Consider the following 19,919-nt stretch of genomic DNA (forward strand, 5'->3'; position numbering starts at 1 on the left):
GCGCCCCGGCTCGGTCAAGTCACGGCAGATCGGGCCAAGACACGCGGCCTGCGGCGCCGCGGTATCGGCTCAGCCGTTGATGATGGCGATAACGATCAGGGCGAAGGCGCTGACGCCTGCGGTCCAGGCGCTGACCTTGATGAAGCCCTCAAAGGTCTTCTCATGCGCCGTGATGTCCATTTCGCCGTGCTTGTGCTTGCTCATCGGTCCGGTTTCCCTGTCATGCGGTTGCCGCTCTGGCGGCTGGATATCCCATTCGCGGGGCGCTGTCACCACCCGGATGCGACTGTAGTCAGGGCATTTTCGTGCCTGCGTCGCCTTATTCCCCGGCGTGCCAGAGCCAGGCGCCATCCTCGCGCCGCCAGCGCGTCACCTCGCCTGCCTGGTGCAGGTGGTTGAGATGCGCCACCGACTCGGCCAGCGCCAGGCCGAAGATGCCTTCGTCGATGGATCGCTTGAAAAGCGGCGCAAAGCACTCGGCCGCGGTGTGCGGGGTGCGAAGATGCTCTCGCAGCCGGCCCAGCGCGCCGTGGTGGTTCTCAATCAGTTGTCGCATCCGCACCGGCAGCCCGGAAAACGGCAGTTTGTGCCCGCTCAGCACCAAATGCTGTTCATGCGCCAGCCCCGCCAGCCGGCCGCAGGATTCCAGCCACTCGGCCACCGGGTCGGCATCGGGTTCGGTCGGATAGACGCCGATATTGGGGCTGATCGAGGAAATGATCTGGTCGCCCGCGATCACCAGGTTGTCGGACCTGCTCCACATCGTCAGGTGTTCGGGGGCGTGGCCGTTACCGATATGCACATCCCAGTCGCGCCCGCCAGCGTGCAGCACGTCGTCCTGCTTGACGCGAGTATAGCCCACCGGAAGCGGATAGCTGGTATCGGCGAAATTGTAGGGGCGCTGCGCCTTGCGGGCCTCGTATATCTCGGGCGGGGAGCCAGCGCCGCGCAGGAACTCCAGCGATTGTTCGCTCGCCTTGTCCTCGACATCAAGGATCAGCATCCGCGCGAACAGCCATGCGGTGCGGGTTGTTACCAGCTCGGCACCGAAGCGTTCCATCAGCCAGCCGACCATGCCGACGTGGTCGGGGTGGTGGTGGGTCAGGATCACCCGCCCCACCGGCCGCCCGGCCAGAGGCCCGGCAAGCACCTTTTCCCACAACTCGACCGAGTGTTTCGAGTGGAAGCCGGCATCCACCACCGTCCAGCTGTCGCCATCGTCGAGCGCGTAGATGTTGACGTGATTCAGTGCCATCGGCAGTGGCAGGCGAATCCACAGCACGCCCTCGGCTATCTCGACCGCTTCACCCCAGTCTTGCGGCTCGGCGTGCGGGTAATGCAGTATGCCTGTGCTGCCGTCCATCATGCTGTCAGATCCTCTGGTGTGAGCGTGTAAAGATCGTCCGTTCCGGCGGTCGCCTGGGTCAGCAGCGTGCCGTGTTCCGGCAGAAGCCGGGTGATATAGAACCGCGCCAGCCGCTTGCGATGCCCCGCGCTGCCGGTCTTGTCTTCGGCCAGCGCCGCGGCCAGGTGGAAATGTCCGCCCAGCACCCGCGCCCAGCCCAGCAGAAAGGGCATCGCGCCGGCGAAACGTTCGTTCATGTCGGTCTGCGCCAGCGCCCATTCGGTTGCCTCGCGCAGCAATTCGGCGGCCTGCCAGACCGGGCTGGCCAGGTCGGGCAGGCGGTCACGGGCAGCCTCGGCCCGGTTCTGAATCTCGTCGATCAGGGCAAAGGCTGCCTCGCCGCCATCCATCAACTTGCGTCCGGCCAGGTCCATCGCCTGGATGCCGTTGGTGCCTTCGTAGATCGCCGTCACCCGTACGTCGCGCAGGTACTGCGCGGCGCCGGTTTCCTCGATATACCCCATGCCGCCATGCACCTGCACACCCAGGTCGGCAACAGCGACGCCGGTACGGGTGCCGAACGCCTTGGTAATCGGGGTGAGGAAGGCGGCGCGCGCGGCCCAGCCCGCGTCGCCAGTGGCACGGGCCATGTCGATCGCAACCGCGTTGGCCAGCGCGATGGCGCGCGCGGCGCTGGTCTCGGCCTTCATCGTCGCCAGCATCCGCCGCACGTCGGCATGGTCGATGATGGCGCCGGTGGCGGCATCTCCGGACAGCGGGCTGCTGCCCTGGCGGCGGTCCATCGCATAGGTCAGGGCGTGCTGACAGGCGGCCTCGGCCACACCGATGCCCTGCACGCCGACGCCCAGCCGGGCGTTGTTCATCATCGTGAACATCGCCCGCATGCCGTCATGTTCCTCGCCCACCAGCCAGCCGGTGGCGTTGTCGTATTCCATCACCGCGGTGGGGCTGCCATGCAGGCCCATCTTGTGTTCAAGGCTGACCACGCGAAGACTGTTGGCCTTCCCCGGCGCGCCGCTCTCGTCGGGCAGGTGCCGGGGCACCAGAAACAGGCTGATCCCCTTGGTGCCCGCCACCGCGCCGGGCAGACGCGCCAGCACCAAATGACAGACGTTTTCGGTGAAATCATTGTCGGCCCAGCTGATGAATATCTTTTGCCCGCTGATGGAATAGCTGCCGTCGCAATTGGGTTCGGCCCGGGTGCGCAGCGCACCCACGTCGCTGCCCGCCTGCGGTTCGGTCAGGTTCATGGTGCCGGCCCATTCGCCCGAGATCATCTTGGGCAGATATCTATTCAGGATCTCCTCGCTGGCGTGGTTTTCCAGCGCATCAATCTGGCCCTGGGTCATCAGCGGCGAGAGTTGCAGGCTCAGGCAGGCGCTGCTCATCATCTCGTTGACGGCGGTGGTCAGCACCATTGGCAGGCCCATTCCGCCGTATTCGGACGGCGCGGCAATCGCCACCCAGCCGCCCTCGGCGATGGCGCGGTACCCTTCGGCAAAGCCGGGGCTGGTGCGCACCACGCCGTTTTCCAGCCGCGCGGGGTGCAGGTCGCCTTGCCGTTGCAGCGGCGCCAGCACATCCTCGCACATGCGGCCGGCCTCGGTCAGGATCGCCTGCACGGTGTCCTCAGTGGCGTCGGCAAAGCGGTCGGTTGCCGCGACCTGATCGAAATCCACGACATGGCGCAGAAGAAAGCGGAACTCGTCAGCCGGGGCGCGATAGGGCATTTGGTACTCTCCTGGTCCGTGCCGCGGGCGCGGTGCCTTTGTCCGGCTTGGCATTGCCCGCAGGCGTCTTTATGCATCGCAGAAGCCGCCGGTTCTAGCCCTGGTGTGTGTTAATCAACGGAAACGCAGCGTCAGAGATCATGAGCGCCGACACAGTCATGCTTGCCGCCGATCAGGCCGGATGCGACCGCGCCGCGGAAATCCTGCGCGCCGGCGGGCTGGTGGCGTTCCCGACCGAGACCGTCTATGGGCTGGGCGCCGATGCGTGCAGCGACCATGCCGTCGCGCGTATCTTCGAGGCCAAGGACAGACCCCGTTTCAACCCGCTGATCGCCCATGTCGAAGGGGCGGAAATGGCCGCGCGCCTTGTGCGCTGGACGGACACGGCCGACGCCCTTGCCGGGGCGTTCTGGCCCGGGCCGCTGACACTGGTGCTGCCGCTGGCCGAGGGGGCGGGCGTGTCGTCGCTGGTCACTGCCGGGCTTTCGTCGCTGGCGGTGCGGGCGCCGGCGCACCCGGTGGCGCAGGCGGTGCTGGGGGCCTTTGGCGGGCCGGTGGCGGCGCCTTCGGCCAACCGCTCGGGCCGGATCAGTCCGACCACGGCAGCGCATGTGCGCGCAGGGTTGTGGGGGCGGATCGAGGCCATCGTGGATGGCGGCGCCTGCGGGGTCGGCGTCGAATCGACCATCATCGATCTGACTGACAGGCCCACGCTGCTGCGCCCCGGCGGCCTGCCGGCAGAGGCGATAGATGCCGCGCTGGGCCAGCCGCTGGCGCGCCATCGGTCGGACGGGACGCTGACCGCGCCGGGGCAGATGCAATCGCATTATGCCCCCGGTGCTGCGGTGCGGCTGAATGCTAGCGCGCCGCGCCCGGGCGAGGTGATGCTGGGTTTCGGGCGGGTAGACTGCGATCTGAACCTGTCGCCCTCGGGCGATCTGACAGAGGCCGCGGCCAACCTGTTTTCCCACCTTCACAGCCTCGACGCGACTGGCCGACAGATTGCCGTGTCGCCTATCCCGGAAACCGGCCTTGGCCGCGCGATCAACGACCGGCTGAGGCGGGCCGCGGCGCCACGAGGCTAGGCCGCACCGGCTCCCTAGCCAGAACCTTGCGGATCAGCGGTGTGAGGCCCCGGTTCGGGCCCGGGGCGGAAAAGGTCATGATGTCCGCAGTTGAACGGGGCGACGCGCCGTCACTTGCAGCGTTTTTCGGCCTCTTCCACGGCGGCGGTAAAGCCCAGCAGCGAAAACGTGTCCTTGGTCTGGGTCCCGCGCGACGATCGCGCCGTCAGCACCGCTTCGGTGCCGCGCTTCATCGCCGCGATGATCTTGGAGTCATCGGCGGTGCTGGCGGGCCAGGCCCATTCGCCCTCGGTAAACAGCTCGAACGTTTCGTCGCCGACTTCCGCCTCGACTGTCGACCCGTCCGCAAAGGGATAGCCGCCGGTAAAGGTGATCTGTCCCGCAACCTCGGCATCGGGGCGATAGAACGCCATCAGCAGGATGTCACCGCGCCGCACGGCGACGACCCGCCCGTCACGGGTGTTGACGGTTTCGGTGGGCGATGAGACCGCCCAGCATTCGCGCGGGTCGCTATCCTCGAAAACGCTCCAGGCGGTTTGCGTGGCAACCTGATTGGTGCTTTCGTCCTGCGCCCGGGCAATCGTTCCGGTTGCGGTGATCGCCAGAATGGCGCCCAGAATCATGCGCCGCGTGGCCGAACGTGCAATCGGTGATCCCATATCTAGAGCCTCCAAGCCGTATTCTGCCTCAATAATCACCTGCCGGCGGCAGCGTTCTGACAACGCTCTTGCACGCCAGAGGGTTTCCCTCGACATTGCAACAATAGCCTGAAAGAGGCGAGACATGAAAGGATCAATCGGCGGGTTTTCGCGCCCAAGCCGTTGATTTCAGAACCCGGAATAGGCCCGACCATGACCGTCCCTGCCCTGTTGACCGAGATATGGCGCGGCCCCCTGGCCGAAAGCCGGCACCACGGCCATGCCGTCATCTGCGATGCAGGGGGCGATATCGTGTCTGCCTGGGGCAATCCGCGCGAACAGGTCTATCCGCGCAGTTCGGCCAAGATGATCCAGGCGCTGCCGCTGGTGGAAAGCGGTGCCGCGGATGCCTGCGGGCTGACGACCGAGCAACTGGCGCTGTCCTGCGCATCCCATAACGGCGCCGAGATCCACACCAGCCGCGTGCGCGACTGGCTGGCCGGGCTGGGGTTGGGCGAGGGCGATTTGCGCTGTGGCACACAGGTGCCTGATGACGAAGAGGCACGCAACGCCCTGATCCGCGCCTACGAAGAGCCCTGCCAGCTGCACAACAACTGTTCAGGCAAACATGCGGGCTTTCTGACGCTGGCGAGGCATCTGGCGGCGGGGCCTGAATACATCGACCCCGACCACCCGGTGCAAAAGGCCGTGCTGGCAGCGTTCCAAGAGGTGACGGGCGAGGAAAGCCCTGGCTATGGCATCGACGGCTGTTCGGCGCCCAATTTCATCACCACGGTTCACGGCATGGCGCGCGCGATGGCCGCCTATGCCGACGCGCGCGAGGGCGCGGATGCACGCCAGACGGCGATGATGCAGCTGCGAGAGGCGATGATGGCCCATCCCGCGCTGGTCGCGGGTGAGGGGCGCGCCTGCACCGAGTTGATGCGCGCCTGCTCTGAGCCCGTAGCGCTAAAGACCGGGGCAGAGGGATTCTTTGTCGCCATCCTGCCCGAGCGCGGCCTTGGTATCGCGCTCAAGGTTGCCGACGGTGCCACGCGCGCGGCGGAATGCACCATTGCAGCGCTGCTGGTGCGGCTGGGGGCGCTGGATACCGATCACCCGGCGACGCGACGCTTTTACAACGCGCCCGTCCTGTCGCGCCGCGGGATTGAGGCGGGCCGAATCGCCCCAGCCGGCGGGCTTGCCTGACCGGTTCGGCGGCAATCCGCCACGGCCGGGCGCGGCCCTGACCTGACGTGTTTCCGCGCAAACCGGGGTTGCGCCTGTGCGGGTTCCCGCCACCTGAACGCGCACCGGTTTGACGCGGCGGAGCCCCGCTTATGCCAAAGGCCGGTTTGGGCTCTTTCCCGCGCTTTTTCACGCTTTTCGGACGGATCAAAAGACATCGCGCCGGCCCGCCCTCATCTTGTGTGACGAGAGCACATCGCTTTCGCAACAAACGACAAGAGGAGTGAATTTCATGTTCAAGAAACTGACCGCAGCAAGCCTTGCGCTGACCTTTGCCATGCCCGCCGCCGTTCTGGCCGCGACGGCGCTGGACGCCGATGGCGACGGCGCCGTGTCGATGGAAGAATTCAGCGCCGCCATGCCGGACGCCGGCGAGGTGGTCTTTACCGAGGCCGACACCGATGGCGACGGCATGCTGAGCGCCGATGAAGTCGCCGCCGCGCGCGAAATCGGTGTGCTGCCGCCCGCCTCGGAAGGCTGAACCCCCTTCCGGGCCGCAGGCGGTCAGGTCAGCGGGGTTCCCCAAGCCCGAACGCAGACCGTCCCCATGGCCCGGAAGCCGCTGCGAACCGCCCCCCAAGCGGTTCGCGGCTTTTTCTTGCGTGGCGCCTGTCTCAGCCCTGGCCGAGATAGGCGCGCAGCGCCGCCGGCGGGTTGGCGAACAGATCGGCGGTTTTTACCGGCGGTTGGGCGCGGCCGTCGCTGACGAAGATCACCTCGTCGGCGACGCTGCGGGCGTCTTCGGGTGCGTGGCTGACCATCAGCACCGTGGCGCCGCTTTCGCGCGCCAGCTCGGCTACCAGCGCCAGCATCTCGGCCTTGAGCGCAGGGCCGAGCGCGGCAAAAGGTTCGTCCAGGGCCAGGATGTCGCGCCGCTGCACCATCAGCCGCGCCAGCGCCACCCGCGCCCGTTGCCCGCCCGACAGCGCGGCGGGTTTGCGCCCCCCCATCCCGGCCAGCCCGACTCGCGTCAGCGCGGCCTCGACCGTCTGCCATTCTGCGGGCGTCAGCCGCAGGTTGGGGCGCAACCCCAGCGCCACGTTGCGCGCCGCCGTGAGGTGGGGAAACAGGTTGCCATCCTGGAACAGCATCGCCACCGGCCGCGCGCCGGGGTCGAGCGCGGTGATCTCTGGCCCCCGCCAGCTGATCGTGCCCCGGATCACCGGCTGAAAGCCGGCGATGGCCTCCAGCAGCGTGGTCTTGCCCTCGCCCGAGGGGCCAAGCACGGCAATGATGCGGCCACGCTCGACCGTAAAATCGGCGGCAAGGCGAAAGCCGCCATTGTCGATGACACAGTTCTCAAGCTTCAGCATGCCAGCGCCCGCCCCTGTCCAATACCCAGAAACAGCCCACCGAAAGCACCAGCAGCAACAGCGCCCCGCCTGCCGCCGCGTCCATCCGGTAGGCCCCCATCAGCCGGTAGATTTCCAACGGCAGGGTTGCCGTCTCGGCCCCGGCGAACAGCGCGATCACGCCCAGGTCGCCCATCGACAGCGCCATCGCCAGCCCGGCGGCAAAACTGATCTGCGCCCGCATGGCCGGCAGGAACACCAGCCGCAAGAACGCCCAGCGCCCCATGCCCAGCGACAGCGCCAGCCGGCCGTGGCGTTCTACCACCTCGCGCGCGCGGGGCACGAGGATGCGCAGGGCAAAGGGCAGCGCCATCACCGCGTTGACCAGCGCCGTGACCGGCAGCGCCATCGCGGCGGGGTCGGCAAAGGGGCGCAGCAGGATGAACAGCCCGGTGCCAATCACCAGCGGCGAGGCGGCAAGGCCCAGCATCCCCGCCACCTCGATCAGCCCGTGCCGGCCAAGTGCCACGGCCCCGGCCATCGGCAGCGCGATCATCAGCGACAGCACCATGCTGACCCCGGCCACCGCCAGCGACACCGCCGCCGCCCGCCAAACCAGTTGCGGCAGCCCCGGCAGATGCGCCAACCCCGAGGTGGCGATTGCCGCCAGCGGCAGGATCAGAAAGGCGGCCGCCAGCCCGATCCAGGCCGCGTCGATGGCCCTTGCCGTTGCGCTGCGCCCGTCCCAGCGCTGCAACGGGCGGTCCATCCCGCCGTCAAAGCCGGTGCCGCGCGCCAGCCTCAGCGCCACCATCGCGGCCGTCGCCGTCAGCGCGATCTGCATCCCCGATAACAACGCCGCGCGGCCAAGGTTGAACTCGAAGCGGAAGGATTGATAGATCGCCAGCTCGATGGTGGTGGCGCGCGGCCCCCCGCCCAGCGTCAGCGCCACGGCAAAGCTGGACAGGCAGATGGCAAAAACCACCGCCAGCGCCCCCGGCACCACCTGCCGCAGCATCGGCGCCTCGATAAGGCGGAACATTGCCCAGGGGCCGAAACGCAGCTGCGCCGCCAGGCGGAACCGTTCGGCGGGCACCTCCTGCCAGCCCTGCAGGATCAGCCGCGTGGCCAACGGCAGGTTCAGAAAGACATGCGCCAGAACCACCCCGTGCAGACCGTAGATGCGCACCGGCGGCAGGCCCCAAAGGCCCAACAGGTCGCTGATCCAGCCGCCCCGGCCAAAGACCTGCAACAGCCCCAGCACCGCCACGATCACCGGCAGGATAAAGGGCACGCCCAATAGCGCGATCAACGCCCGCCGCCCGGCAAAACGCAGGCGCGCCAGCGCGCGGGCGACGAACACCGCCAACCCGACGCTGAGCAGGGCCGACAGCCCCGCCTGCACAACGGTGAATCGCAGCGCCGCCCAGTCGGCCACGGTCAGCCCGACGCCGGCCTCGGCCCGCCAGGCGACGGTGGCCAGCGTGCCCAGGATCAGCGCGGCAAGAAACCCTGCCGCGCCGATCCCCGGCGCGGCCGTCAGTGGCTGAGCGCGGCGCGCCACTCTGCCAATGCCTGATCCCGCAATGCCGCCGCCTCTTCGGACGTCAGCAACAGGGATTTGCCGAGTTTTGCCAGCGTGTCGAAACCGTCGGGCAACCCGCCCTCGGGCATCACCGCCGGGTACATCCAGTTGGTGGTCGGAATGATCGCCTGAAAGCGGTCCGAGATCATGAAGCGCAGGAACGCATCCGCCAGTTCGGGCTGGTCGGTGGTGGCCAGCTTGGCGGCCACCTCGATCTGCAGGTAATGCCCTTCGTCGAATACCGCCGTGGTCTTGCTGTCATCCGCTTCGGCGATCAGGTGATAGGCCGGCGAGGTGGTGTAGGACAGCACCATGTCGGCCTCGCCTTCAAGGAACAGGCCATAGGCCTCTGACCAGCCCTTGGTGACCGTGACGATGTTGTCGGCCAGCCCTTCCCAGATCGCGGGGGCGTCATCGCCATAGGCGGCCCTGACCCACATCAGCAGGCCCAGACCGGGGGTGGACGACCGTGGATCCTGGATCAGGATCGTGGCGTCGCTGTCTGCGAGTGCCTTCAGGCTGGTGGGCGCGTCGAACGTCTTGTCATGGACAAAGGCGAACCAGCCCCAGTCATAGGGCAGGAAAACCGGATCGTCCCACGCCACCGGCAGATCCAGATCGGCGGTCACGCCATGCGGGACAAAAAGCCCGGTTTCGCCCGCCGCGGCGGTGAGGTTGTTGTCGAGCCCCAGCACCACGTCGGCATTGGTGTGTTCGCCCTCCAGCCGCACGCGGGCCAGCAGGGCGGCGCCGTCCTCGACCCCCACCAGTTTCAGGTCGCAGCCGCATTCCTCTTCAAAGGCGGCCTCTACCTGCGGGCCGGGGCCCCATTCGGCGACAAAGCTGTCGTAGGTGTAAACGGTCAACTCCGGTGCCTGGCCAAAGGCGGCCGTGGCACCGAAAATTCCCGCTGCAAATGCAAGATGTTTCATACATCCTCCGTTGCGGCGCGAGGGCAAAGGTTGGATGACTATCCGGGCCTTCCCTCCGCCGGTTCTAACCGGTTCAGGTTCAACGGGTTCGCTTGCGCATCTCAGTCCCGGATCATGGATCCGGGACACCCCGAGGTAGGGCGGACACTAGGAGGCACGGACAGGGAAGACAAGCACGCCGTGGCGCGGCGTGGGGTCACGCCACGAAGTCGTCGCGCCGGTAGCCTTGCAGGAACAGAAGGGCGGTCAGATCGCCGTGGTTGATGCGGATGTCGCATTCGGCGGCCACGGCGGGCTTGGCGTGCAGGGCGACGCCGGTACCGGCGCGGCCCAGCATGCCCAGATCGTTGGCGCCGTCGCCCACGGCGATCGCGTCAGCGGGGGCGATGCCGCGGCGGGCGGCGACCTCGATCAGCGTGGCGACCTTGGCGTCGCGTCCCAGGATCGGGCGGGCGACATCGCCGGTCAGCCGGCCGTTTTCGGCCAGCAGCGTGTTGGCGCGGTTCTCGTCAAAGCCCAGATCGGCCGCCACGCGGGCGGTGAATGCGGTGAACCCGCCCGAGACCAGCACCGTGTAGGCGCCGTTCGCCTTCATCGTCGCCACCAGTTCGCGCCCGCCGGGGGCGAGCGTGATGCGCGTATCCAGCACCTTGGCGATCACCGATTCGGGCAGGTCCTTGAGCAGGGCCACCCGTTCCAGCAGCGCACCCTCGAAATCCAGCTCGCCGTTCATGGCCCGGGCGGTGATGTCGCGCACATGGGCGCCGACACCGGCCTCTTCGGCCAGCTCGTCGATGCATTCCTGCCCGATCATGGTGCTGTCCATGTCCGCCAGCAGCAGGGCCTTGCGCCTGCCCGCGCTGGGCTGCACCGCAAGGTCGGTCTTCAGTGCCTGAAGGTCGTCCCAAACCTGCCACAGGTTCTCGGGCATCGCCGGCATTTCGAACTCGGCCGCCTCGTCGGGCGAAAGCCAGTCCGCCGCACCGCCGCCCCAGGCGTTGCGCAGGTTTTCGACAAGGGCAGGCTCCAGCGCGCCGGGGCGGGCGATCAGCGTGGCGGTGTACATGGGGTCGGCATCTCCTTTTGGCGCCCCCTATAAGCACAGATCGCGCGGGTGGTGAACAGGCTGACGGGCATGCGGTGGCGATTCGCATTTCCCGCATGGTGCGACGCTTTGGGCGTTGGAATTTTGCCTATAGGAAACCTGCGTTCCGCTTTGGTGCCGATTTCGCGTGCGTTTTTTGCACCTGCGGCAAAAGACCTGTTGCCGAATGCCCGCGCCCGGCATATCCCCGTCAGTGGGACACCCCTCCCCAACGAGGGGCGAATATCTGTAAGGATAACACCGATGTCTATCGACCAACCGGCAACGCGGCCGGCTAATCCGCGTTTTTCCTCTGGCCCCTGCGCCAAACCCCCCACATTTTCGCTCGACAAGTTCGACACCTCTGCCTTGGGCCGCAGCCACCGCGCCGCCATCGGCAAGGCGCGTCTCAAGGCCGCCATTGAGGGCACGCGCGAAATCCTGGGCATTCCCGACGATTATCGCATCGGCATCGTGCCCGCCTCTGACACCGGGGCGGTCGAGATGGCAATGTGGAACCTGCTCGGCGCCCGCAAGGTCGAGATGCTGGCCTGGGAAAGCTTTGGCGCCGGCTGGGTGACCGACGTGGTCAAGCAGCTCAAGCTGGACGCCGAGGTGAAAGAGGCCCCCTATGGCGAGATCGTCGATCTCGCCTCGGTCGATACCGACAACGATGTCGTCTTTACCTGGAACGGCACCACAAGCGGCGTGCGCGTGCCCAACGGCGACTGGATCAAGCCCGACCGCCAGGGGCTGACGATCTGCGATGCCACCTCTGCCGCCTTTGCCCAGCGCCTGCCCTGGGACAAGCTCGATGTGACCACCTTTTCCTGGCAAAAGGTTCTGGGCGGTGAGGCCGCGCACGGGATGCTGGTGCTGTCGCCCCGCGCGGTGGGGCGGCTGGAAAGCTATACCCCGCCCTGGCCGCTGCCCAAGATTTTCCGCCTGACCAAGGGCGGCAAGCTGATCGAGGGCATCTTCGAGGGGGCGACGATCAACACCCCGTCGATGCTGGCGGTCGAGGATTACCTGCAGGCGCTCGACTGGGCGCGCTCGGTCGGCGGGCTGGAAGGAATGCGCGAACGCGCCTATGCCAACCTCGCCGTGGTGCAGGGTTTCGTGGCCGAACACGACTGGATCGCGTTTCTGGCCGCCGACCCGGCGGTGCGTTCGAACACGTCCGTCTGCCTGACCTTCGCCGATCCGCGCATCACCGATGGCGCCGCCTTTGCCAAGGCCGTGGCCAAGCGGCTGGAGGCCGAGGGCGTGGCATTCGACATCGGCGCCTACCGCGACGCGCCGCCGGGGCTGCGCATCTGGTGCGGCGCCACGGTCGAGGCGGCGGATGTGGCCGCGCTGATGCCCTGGATCGACTGGGCATTCCAGGCCGAGATCGAAGCGATTTCCGAGGCCGCGTGATCCGTGCCGGGCTGAAGCCCGGCCTACGGAACCGCGAGATTGCTGTGTAGGCCGGGCTTCAGCCCGGCACACGCTCCGACAAATCCATTCAAAGGACCAATGAACATGGCTCCCAAGGTACTCGTATCCGACAAGCTTTCTGAGACCGCAGTGCAGATCTTCCGCGACCGCGGTATCGAGGTCGATTTCCGCCCCGAGCTGGGCAAGGACAAGGAAAAGCTGGCCGAGGTGATCGGCGATTATGACGGCCTCGCCATCCGCTCTGCCACCAAGGTGACAGCCAAGCTGCTGGAACGCGCTGACCGGCTCAAGGTCATCGGCCGCGCCGGGATCGGCACCGACAACGTCGACAAGGAGGCCGCGTCGCGCAAGGGCGTGATCGTGATGAACACGCCCTTCGGCAACATGATCACCACCGCCGAGCACGCCATCGCGATGATGTTCGCGGTGGCCCGCCAACTGCCCGAGGCCAGCGCCTCGACCCATGCCGGCAAATGGGAGAAATCCCGCTTCATGGGGGTCGAACTGACCGGCAAGACGCTGGGCGTGATCGGCGCCGGCAATATCGGCGGCATCGTCTGCGACCGGGCCCGCGGGCTGAAGATGAAGGTCATCGCCTACGATCCCTTCCTGTCCGAGGAAAAGGCCGACAGGATGGGCGTGGAAAAGGTCGAGCTGGACGACCTGCTTGCGCGGGCCGATTTCATCACCCTGCACGTTCCGCTGACCGACCAGACCCGCAACATCCTGTCGGCCGAGAACCTGGCCAAGACCAAGAAGGGCGTGCGCATCATCAACTGCGCCCGCGGCGGCCTGGTGGACGAAGAGGCGCTGGCCGAACTGCTGAAATCCGGCCATGTGGCGGGCGCGGGTTTCGACGTCTTCAGCGTCGAGCCGGCCACCGAAAACGTGCTGTTCGGTCTGCCCAACGTGGTCTGCACCCCGCATCTGGGCGCAGCCACCACCGAGGCGCAGGAAAACGTCGCCCTGCAGGTGGCCGAACAGATGTCGGATTACCTGCTGACCGGGGCCGTGACGAACGCGCTGAACATGCCCTCGGTGACCGCAGAAGAGGCCAAGGTGATGGGCCCCTGGATCAAGCTGGCTGACCATCTGGGCAGCTTCATCGGCCAGATGACGGATGAGCCGGTCAAGGCCATCAACATCCTTTACGACGGTGTCGTCAGCGAGATGAACCTCGATGCACTGACCTGTGCCGCCGTCGCCGGCATCATGAAATCGGTCAACCCCGAGGTGAACCTGGTCTCGGCCCCGGTGATGGCCAAGGAGCGGGGCGTCAAGATCTCGACCACCAAGCAGGACAAGTCCGGCGCCTTTGAGGGGTATATCAAGCTGACCGTCGTTACCGGCAAGCGCGAGCGCTCGATCGGGGGGACGGTGTTCAGCGACGGCAAGCCGCGGTTCATCCAGATCAAGGGCATCAACATCGACGCCGAGATCGGGCGGCACATGCTGTATACCACCAACCGCGATGAACCCGGCATCATCGGCATGTTGGGTGAGACGATGGGCAAGCATGGCGTGAACATCGCCAACTTTACCCTTGGCCGGGCCGGTCCGGGGGGCGAGGCGATAGCGCTGCTTTACGTCGACGCACCGGTCGCGCCCGAGGTGATCGCAGAGCTGGAGTCGTCGGACATGTTCCAGCAGGTCCGCCCGCTGGCATTCGACGTCGCCTGACTTGCAAAAACCCGTATGACGGACACGCCGCCGCCCCGTTCGGGGCGGCGGTTCTTGTCTGATGGGATGCGTTCAAAAACGACATAATGGCGCAAACAGGCGCTTTGAAAACGACTATGGCGGTCGCAGTCGGAAAATCGGGGATCAATAGAATCACCTAGCATCGTGGAAATTCCTGTCCTGCCCCCGGTTCGGGAGAGAACGATGCACGACCACACCCGCCGTCTGCTGGCCGAAATAGCGGCCGTATTTCGGGCCGAGAACCGCACCTGTGCCGATGAGACCGCCGACGCCCTGGCGGCGTTTGCGGGGCTGGAGGCAGCGCCGGAACTGGCCGAGGATGACAGCGACGCCATCCGTGCGCTCTTGGCGACATCACCGCTGGAGGTGGCGCATGCGGCGCTGGCGGCCCATGACGCGCTGCCTTGGGGGCGCAACCCCGTCGCCGCGCGCATCTCGCCCAAGGACAACAGCCTTTACCGCGTTGCCGACCTCTTGGGTCCTGACGGCCCGCTGGTCTGCCCCACCCTGCGCGCCGGGCTCTACTATCAGCGGCCCGAGACGCGCTATGGCCTGCATTCCCATGCGGCGGTGGAAACCTATGTGATCATCGCCGGCCGGGCGCTCTGGACGGCGGGGGATGCGCAGCGCGAGATGACGCCGGGGCATTCGGTACATCATTCCACCTATCTGCCCCATGCCTGCGAGACCGGGCCCGAGGGTGTCGTCGCGCTGTGGCGCTGGTCTGGCGATATCGGGATCGACAGCTACCGCATCCATCACGGACACGATGCCTTTGGGGTTGCCGCCTGACAGGAATGACCCCGTGCCACCGCGATCAGCAGCGCGATCACGCCGCACAGCATGAACCGGGGTGCCAGCCCCCTCATCGTCGAGATCTCCGGTTTTGTGAACGCCGCGAAAACGAAGCGGCAGAACGCCGCAATTTGCAACGGATATATCGCTGTCGGTTTCACCGCATGGCTGCTTGCACCGGTGCGGTGGTGTGTGCATGATGCCGACGCCGCGTTTCGATTTGCATCCGCGTCGCGCGGCGTTATTTCCAGACGACCCTGACCGAAAGGAACTCCGCCATGACCAATATCGTTATTCTCGATGGCGCCCGCACCGCCATCGGCACCTTTGGCGGGGCGCTGGCGGGAACGCCGCCCACCGCGCTGGGCGCCCATGTCGCCCGCGCGGCGATGGAACGTTCGGGTGTCGAACCCGGCCGGATCGGGCATGTGGTGTTCGGTACCGTGATCAACACCGAACCGCGCGACATGTACCTGTCGCGCGTCGCCGCGATAGAGGCGGGCATCCCCGAAACCACCCCGGCGATGAACGTCAACCGACTGTGCGGGTCAGGCGCGCAGGCGGTGGTGTCGTCGATGCAGGCGCTTTTGCTGAACGATGCCGATTTCGCCGTTGCCGGCGGCGCCGAGGTGATGAGCCGCGCGCCGTTTATCGTCCCCGATCAGCGCTGGGGCGCCAAGATGGGCGATGTGCGCACGCTCGACATGATGCTGGGCACGCTGAACTGCCCCTTCGGGTCGGGCCATATGGGGGTGACGGCGGAAAACGTCGCCGCCCGCCACGGGATCAGCCGCGAAGACCAGGACGCCTTTGCGCTGGAAAGCCAGCGCCGGGCCGCCCGCGCCATCGCCGAGGGGCATTTCCGTTCGCAGATCGAGCCGGTCGAGGTGCGGGTGCGGCGCGACACCGTCGCCTTTGATACCGACGAGCACCCCAAGACGACCACGGCAGAGGCGCTGGCCGGCCTGCGCCCCGCCTTTCAGAAGGACGGCACCGTGACCGCCGGCAGCGCCAGCGGCATCAACGACGGCGCGGCGGCGGTGGTGCTGGCGCGGGCCGAGGCGGCAGAGGCGGCGGGCCTGACCCCGCGCGCGCGGATCGTGGGCTATGCCCATGCCGGCGTAGCGCCCGACGAGATGGGCATCGGCCCGGTGCCGGCGGTGCAGAAGTTGCTGGAACGGACCGGCCTGAAGGCGGACGATTTCGACGTGATCGAATCGAACGAGGCGTTTGCCGCCCAGGCCATCGCCGTCAGTCGCGCCCTTGACCTGGACCCTGAAAAGGTCAACCCCAATGGCGGCGCCATCGCGCTGGGCCATCCGGTGGGGGCGACCGGGGTGATCCTGACCGTCAAGGCGCTATACGAACTGGAACGCACGCGCGGCAAGCGGGCGCTGGTGACCATGTGCATCGGCGGCGGCCAGGGCATCGCGCTGGCGCTGGAACGTCTCTGACGGCGCTGCTGCTCAGATCACCAGCCGCATCAGCCGCAGCGCGCCGCGCTTCCACGGGACGCGGTGGGTGACGCCGGTCTGCGCCGCGATCCGGTCGCGGTTGGCAAGGTACCAGTCATAGTTGCGCAGCAGCGCCTCTTCGTTGGAAAAGCGCGGTTGCCATCCCAGGCGGTCGGCAATCTTGTCGGTGCTGACGAAACTGTCCTTGCCGGCGGTCTCGTAGATCCACTTGTATAGCGGCGAGAGGCCCACCGCCTCCAACCCCCGCAGGGTCCAGATGGCGGGCGTCGCCGGCAGGCCAATCACCTGCTTGCTGTGGCCAGCCCGGTCGAGCACGGCCTGAAAGCTCTCGCGCAGCGACCCGAAACGCACCGCGCCGACGTTGTAGGTGTCGTTCGCCAACTCCGCCTCGGCGGTGGCGGCCAGCAGCACCGCGGCGTTCAGATCGTCCACGTCCAACAGCTGATACCGGTTCCGCCCCGACCCAAGCACAGGAAAATTGTGCCCGTCGGCGGCGAAATCGTAAAGCAGCTCGAACGCACCCAACCGCTCTGGCCCGACAAAGGACTTCGGCCGCAGCACCGTCAGGTACAGGCCCTTGGTGCGGGCCTCTTCGCATTCGCGTTCGGCCAACACCTTGGATTCGCCATAGGGGCCGACCCCCACCAGGCGGTCATCCTCGACCAGCGGGTGATGGTCGGGGATGCCGTAGACGGCGGTGCTGGAGACATGGACGAACCGCCCGATCCCCCGCGCGGATGCCGTGTGCAACAGCATGCGCGTGCCCTCGACATTGGTCGACATGATCTCGCCTCGGTCGCACAGCGGCAGCGCGGCAGCGCAATGCACCACCACGTCGATCCCGTCAAAGGCGTGCTCGTGCAGGCTCTCGTCGCGGATGTCGCCCTGCAGCACCTCGATGCGGTCGACCTCGGGATAGGTAAAGGGCGCGATGTCCCAGCTGCGTACCTCGTGCCCGCGTTCCAGCAGGAAACGCACCAGGTTGATGCCCATGAACCCGGCGCCGCCGGTGACCAGAAATTTCACGATCTGTCCCTTTCGATTGTGCCTGTCTGCCTTGCCCCGATCATGCCGTACCGCCGATCTGAAATATCCTTTTTTACGCCCCCGGCGGGCCACGGCCAAATGACATGAATCAAGAGCCGCCTTGCCAGCCCCCGCTCCCTTTGCTTTAACCTGACCGGCATTGCCCATCGGAGCCCGTTCATGGTCGACATCGCCACCCGCGTCTGGAACCACAAGTGGAAGATCGACCCCATCGTGCGGTCGCTCATCGACACCGATTTCTACAAGCTGCTGATGTGCCAGTCGGTGTTTCGCAGCAAGCCCGACACCCAGGTCACCTTTCAGCTGATCAACCGCAATCCGCAATTCCGCCTGGCAGAGCTGGTGGATGAGGGCGAATTGCGCGAGCAGCTCGACCATATTCGCACGCTCTCGCTTACCCGCGGCGAAAGCACCTGGATGCGCGGTAACACCTTCTACGGCAAGCGGCAGATGTTCACGCCCGAATTCATGGACTGGTTCGAGGGGCTGCGCCTGCCGCCCTATACGCTGGAAACCCGCGACGGTCAGTACGAGCTGACGTTCGAGGGGTCCTGGCCCGAGGTGATGCTGTGGGAAATTCCCGCGCTGGCCGTGCTGATGGAATTGCGTGGCCGTGCCGTGCTGCACGATATGCGCCGGTTCGAGTTGCAGGTGCTTTATGCCCGCGCCATGACCAAGCTGTGGGAAAAGGTCGAGCGCCTGCGAGAGGTCGAGAGACTGCGCATCGCCGATTTCGGCACCCGCCGCCGGCATTCGTTCCTGTGGCAGGACTGGTGCGTTCGGGCGATGTACGAGGGGCTGGGCGAAAAGTTCGTCGGAACCTCGAACTGTCTGATCGCCAAGAACCGCGATCTAGAGGCGATCGGCACAAACGCCCATGAAATGCCGATGATCTATGCCGCGCTGGCCGACACCGACGAGGAACTGCGCGAAGCGCCCTACAAGGTGCTTGCCGACTGGCACGAAGAGCATTCCGGCAACCTGCGTATCATCCTGCCTGACACCTATGGCACCAAAGGGTTTTTGGAAAATGCCCCCGACTGGCTGGCGGGCTGGACCGGCATCCGCATCGATTCCGGCGACCCGGCAGCAGGGGCCGAGACCGCCATCGAATGGTGGAAATCGCGGGGCGAGGACCCGAGCAAGAAGATGATCATCTTTTCCGACGGGCTGGACGTGGACAAGATCATCGAGCTGCAGACCCGCTTTGCCGGGCGCTGCCGGCCGTCGTTCGGCTGGGGAACGCTGCTGACCAACGATTTCCGCGGCCTGACCAAGGATGACAGCCTGGCCCCCTTCAGCCTGGTCTGCAAGGCAGTGGCGGCCGAGGGGCGGCCCACGGTCAAGCTGTCGGACAACCCGAGAAAGGCGATGGGCCCGGCGGACGAGATCGCCCGCTACAAGCGCGTCTTCGGCGTCGGCGAGCAGGAGGCGCTGGAGGTGGTTGTTTGACAGGCGCCGTCGCCCTGACATTCGACGACCTTTTCGCAGGCAACTGGCACGCGGCGCGGCCGCTTTTTGCCGAGTTCGGCGCGCGCGTCACCTTTTGCGTCTGCAAGCTGCACCAGGCCCGCCCACGCCAGGTGGCAAAGCTGCGCGCGCTGCAGGATGACGGGCACGAGATTGCCTGCCATTCCCGCACGCACCCCCGGCTGGGGCCGTATCTGCGCCGGCACGGCCTTGCCCACTGGCTGGAACACGAGATCGACGCCGATATTGCCACGCATCGGGCGCTGGGCTTTCCGGCGGCGAGTTTCGCCAGCCCCTATCATGCCTCGACGCCGGAAACCCGGGCCGAGACCGCCCGCCGCTTTGCCGTTACCCGTGCCGCCGGGCCGCGCAGCCTGAACCCCGACGATCCGGGCGCGCGCATCTATCAGGGCATCGGCCCCGACAAGACGGTCGATTGCATCGGCTTTTGCGATTTCAGCCACGCCGCCCTTCCCGGCTGGGACCACCAGATACGCCTGCTGGACACCATCGCGCATGCAGGCGGCACCGGGGTATTCGCCGGCCACGACATCCGCGCAGATGCGGGCGGGCCGGGATACTATTCCACGCCCGACGACCTGCACCGGTTCCTGACGGCGGTAAAGGAACGGGAGCTGGGGTTCGTGACGCTGGGGGAGGTGGGATGATAGTGCTTTATCGGGGCCGTTTCGACCACCGCTAACATCAATCAGATTTTTCGATCTTAGCTCATGTTGACAAATGACGGAGCCAAAGGCGGATAGAGGTGATGTCGATGAAGCCCAAGAAGCTTTCGGCCGTCTTGTCGTAGCGTGTTGCGACGCGTCGGGCGTTCTTGAGCTTGTTGAAGCACCGCTCGACCAGGTTGCGCAGGCGATAGAGCGAACGGTCCACACCGACGCGTTTTTTTCGTGACTTGCGCATCGGGATGACCGGCAGGACATCGCGCTCTTCCATACCCGCCCTGATGCTGTTGGCGTCATATCCGCGATCTGCCAGCAGCACTTTTGGACTGGGCAGGTTATCGGCCA

Annotated in this window: 19 protein-coding genes and 1 riboswitch; of the genes, 9 read left to right on the forward strand and 10 right to left on the reverse strand. The window is 66.4% G+C overall.

Translation table 11 applies throughout. From position 1 onward, the window contains the following. Positions 1-69: 69 nt before the first annotated feature. The 3 genes from DL899_RS12805 to DL899_RS12815 form a co-directional block, all read right to left on the reverse strand. Positions 70-204, reverse strand: coding sequence for an aa3-type cytochrome c oxidase subunit IV (locus DL899_RS12805; RefSeq protein ID WP_111734748.1), 135 nt, complete (start codon positions 202-204; stop codon positions 70-72). Between the two features lie 115 nt (positions 205-319). After that, the gene (locus DL899_RS12810; RefSeq protein ID WP_111734749.1) at positions 320-1,363 is read right to left on the reverse strand and encodes an MBL fold metallo-hydrolase; all 1,044 of its coding nucleotides are present in this window, start codon (positions 1,361-1,363) and stop codon (positions 320-322) included. Then, complete coding sequence (locus DL899_RS12815) at positions 1,363-3,096, reverse strand: acyl-CoA dehydrogenase (RefSeq protein WP_111734750.1); 1,734 nt, start codon at positions 3,094-3,096, stop codon at positions 1,363-1,365. Before DL899_RS12815 ends, DL899_RS12810 begins: the two co-directional genes overlap by 1 nt. A gap of 140 nt (positions 3,097-3,236) precedes the next feature. On the opposite strand from DL899_RS12815, the gene DL899_RS12820 reads away from it, so the two are divergent. Beyond that, a complete protein-coding gene (locus tag DL899_RS12820; protein WP_111734751.1) occupies positions 3,237-4,181 on the forward strand; it encodes an L-threonylcarbamoyladenylate synthase in 945 nt (314 codons plus the stop codon). Positions 4,182-4,291: 110 nt separating this feature from the next. Here DL899_RS12820 and DL899_RS12825 read toward each other — a convergent pair whose 3' ends face one another. Further along, positions 4,292-4,804: an invasion associated locus B family protein gene (locus tag DL899_RS12825; RefSeq protein WP_111734772.1), complete on the reverse strand. Its 513-nt coding sequence runs from the start codon at positions 4,802-4,804 to the stop codon at positions 4,292-4,294. 228 nt (positions 4,805-5,032) lie between these two features. Here DL899_RS12825 and DL899_RS12830 point away from each other — a divergent pair, with 228 nt between their 5' ends. Together DL899_RS12830 and DL899_RS12835 are read left to right on the forward strand one after the other, a co-directional pair. Further along, entirely contained in the window at positions 5,033-6,028 is a 996-nt protein-coding gene (locus DL899_RS12830; protein WP_111734752.1) for an asparaginase, read from the forward strand. Between the two features lie 271 nt (positions 6,029-6,299). Next, positions 6,300-6,548: an EF-hand domain-containing protein gene (locus tag DL899_RS12835; RefSeq protein WP_111734753.1), complete on the forward strand. Its 249-nt coding sequence runs from the start codon at positions 6,300-6,302 to the stop codon at positions 6,546-6,548. Between the two features lie 133 nt (positions 6,549-6,681). Here the strand turns inward: DL899_RS12835 and DL899_RS12840 are convergent, their stop codons facing one another. The 4 genes from DL899_RS12840 to serB form a co-directional block, all read right to left on the reverse strand. Next, complete coding sequence (locus DL899_RS12840; protein WP_111734754.1) at positions 6,682-7,380, reverse strand: thiamine ABC transporter ATP-binding protein; 699 nt, start codon at positions 7,378-7,380, stop codon at positions 6,682-6,684. After that, positions 7,367-8,923, reverse strand: a complete 1,557-nt coding sequence (locus tag DL899_RS12845; RefSeq protein ID WP_111734755.1) for a thiamine/thiamine pyrophosphate ABC transporter permease ThiP — start codon at positions 8,921-8,923, stop codon at positions 7,367-7,369. Before DL899_RS12845 ends, DL899_RS12840 begins: the two co-directional genes overlap by 14 nt. Continuing rightward, a complete protein-coding gene (gene thiB / locus DL899_RS12850) occupies positions 8,899-9,876 on the reverse strand; it encodes a thiamine ABC transporter substrate binding subunit (protein WP_111734756.1) in 978 nt (325 codons plus the stop codon). Before thiB ends, DL899_RS12845 begins: the two co-directional genes overlap by 25 nt. Before the next feature lie 33 nt (positions 9,877-9,909). Then, a riboswitch (TPP riboswitch) is annotated at positions 9,910-10,019 on the reverse strand. Positions 10,020-10,072: 53 nt separating this feature from the next. Next, on the reverse strand, positions 10,073-10,942 hold the full coding sequence (serB, locus tag DL899_RS12855) for a phosphoserine phosphatase SerB (protein WP_111734757.1): 870 nt from the start codon (positions 10,940-10,942) through the stop codon (positions 10,073-10,075). Between the two features lie 282 nt (positions 10,943-11,224). Here serB and DL899_RS12860 point away from each other — a divergent pair, with 282 nt between their 5' ends. From DL899_RS12860 to DL899_RS12875, 4 genes are all read left to right on the forward strand, one after another. After that, complete coding sequence (locus DL899_RS12860) at positions 11,225-12,379, forward strand: phosphoserine transaminase (RefSeq protein ID WP_111734758.1); 1,155 nt, start codon at positions 11,225-11,227, stop codon at positions 12,377-12,379. A gap of 105 nt (positions 12,380-12,484) precedes the next feature. After that, on the forward strand, positions 12,485-14,080 hold the full coding sequence (gene serA / locus DL899_RS12865) for a phosphoglycerate dehydrogenase (protein WP_111734773.1): 1,596 nt from the start codon (positions 12,485-12,487) through the stop codon (positions 14,078-14,080). 204 nt (positions 14,081-14,284) lie between these two features. Beyond that, the gene (locus DL899_RS12870; protein ID WP_111734759.1) at positions 14,285-14,893 is read left to right on the forward strand and encodes a dimethylsulfonioproprionate lyase family protein; all 609 of its coding nucleotides are present in this window, start codon (positions 14,285-14,287) and stop codon (positions 14,891-14,893) included. Positions 14,894-15,174: 281 nt separating this feature from the next. Beyond that, complete coding sequence (locus DL899_RS12875) at positions 15,175-16,350, forward strand: acetyl-CoA C-acyltransferase family protein (RefSeq protein ID WP_111734760.1); 1,176 nt, start codon at positions 15,175-15,177, stop codon at positions 16,348-16,350. A 12-nt stretch (positions 16,351-16,362) separates the two neighbouring features. On the opposite strand, the gene DL899_RS12880 is transcribed toward DL899_RS12875, so the two are convergent. Further along, positions 16,363-17,397, reverse strand: coding sequence for an NAD-dependent epimerase/dehydratase family protein (locus DL899_RS12880; protein WP_204355308.1), 1,035 nt, complete (start codon positions 17,395-17,397; stop codon positions 16,363-16,365). Positions 17,398-17,577: 180 nt separating this feature from the next. Between DL899_RS12880 and pncB the strand changes: the two genes are divergently transcribed. Then, positions 17,578-18,870: a nicotinate phosphoribosyltransferase gene (gene pncB, locus DL899_RS12885; RefSeq protein ID WP_111734762.1), complete on the forward strand. Its 1,293-nt coding sequence runs from the start codon at positions 17,578-17,580 to the stop codon at positions 18,868-18,870. Continuing rightward, a complete protein-coding gene (locus tag DL899_RS12890) occupies positions 18,867-19,556 on the forward strand; it encodes a polysaccharide deacetylase family protein (protein WP_111734763.1) in 690 nt (229 codons plus the stop codon). The genes pncB and DL899_RS12890 overlap by 4 nt, the downstream gene beginning before the upstream one ends. A gap of 61 nt (positions 19,557-19,617) precedes the next feature. Here DL899_RS12890 and DL899_RS12895 read toward each other — a convergent pair. Next, positions 19,618-19,919, reverse strand: a 302-nt coding sequence (locus tag DL899_RS12895) for a transposase (RefSeq protein ID WP_162685573.1), incomplete at its 5' end; no start/stop codon positions are given.

The organism is Roseovarius amoyensis (assembly GCF_003260265.1).
Taxonomy (GTDB): Bacteria; Pseudomonadota; Alphaproteobacteria; order Rhodobacterales; family Rhodobacteraceae; genus Roseovarius; species Roseovarius amoyensis.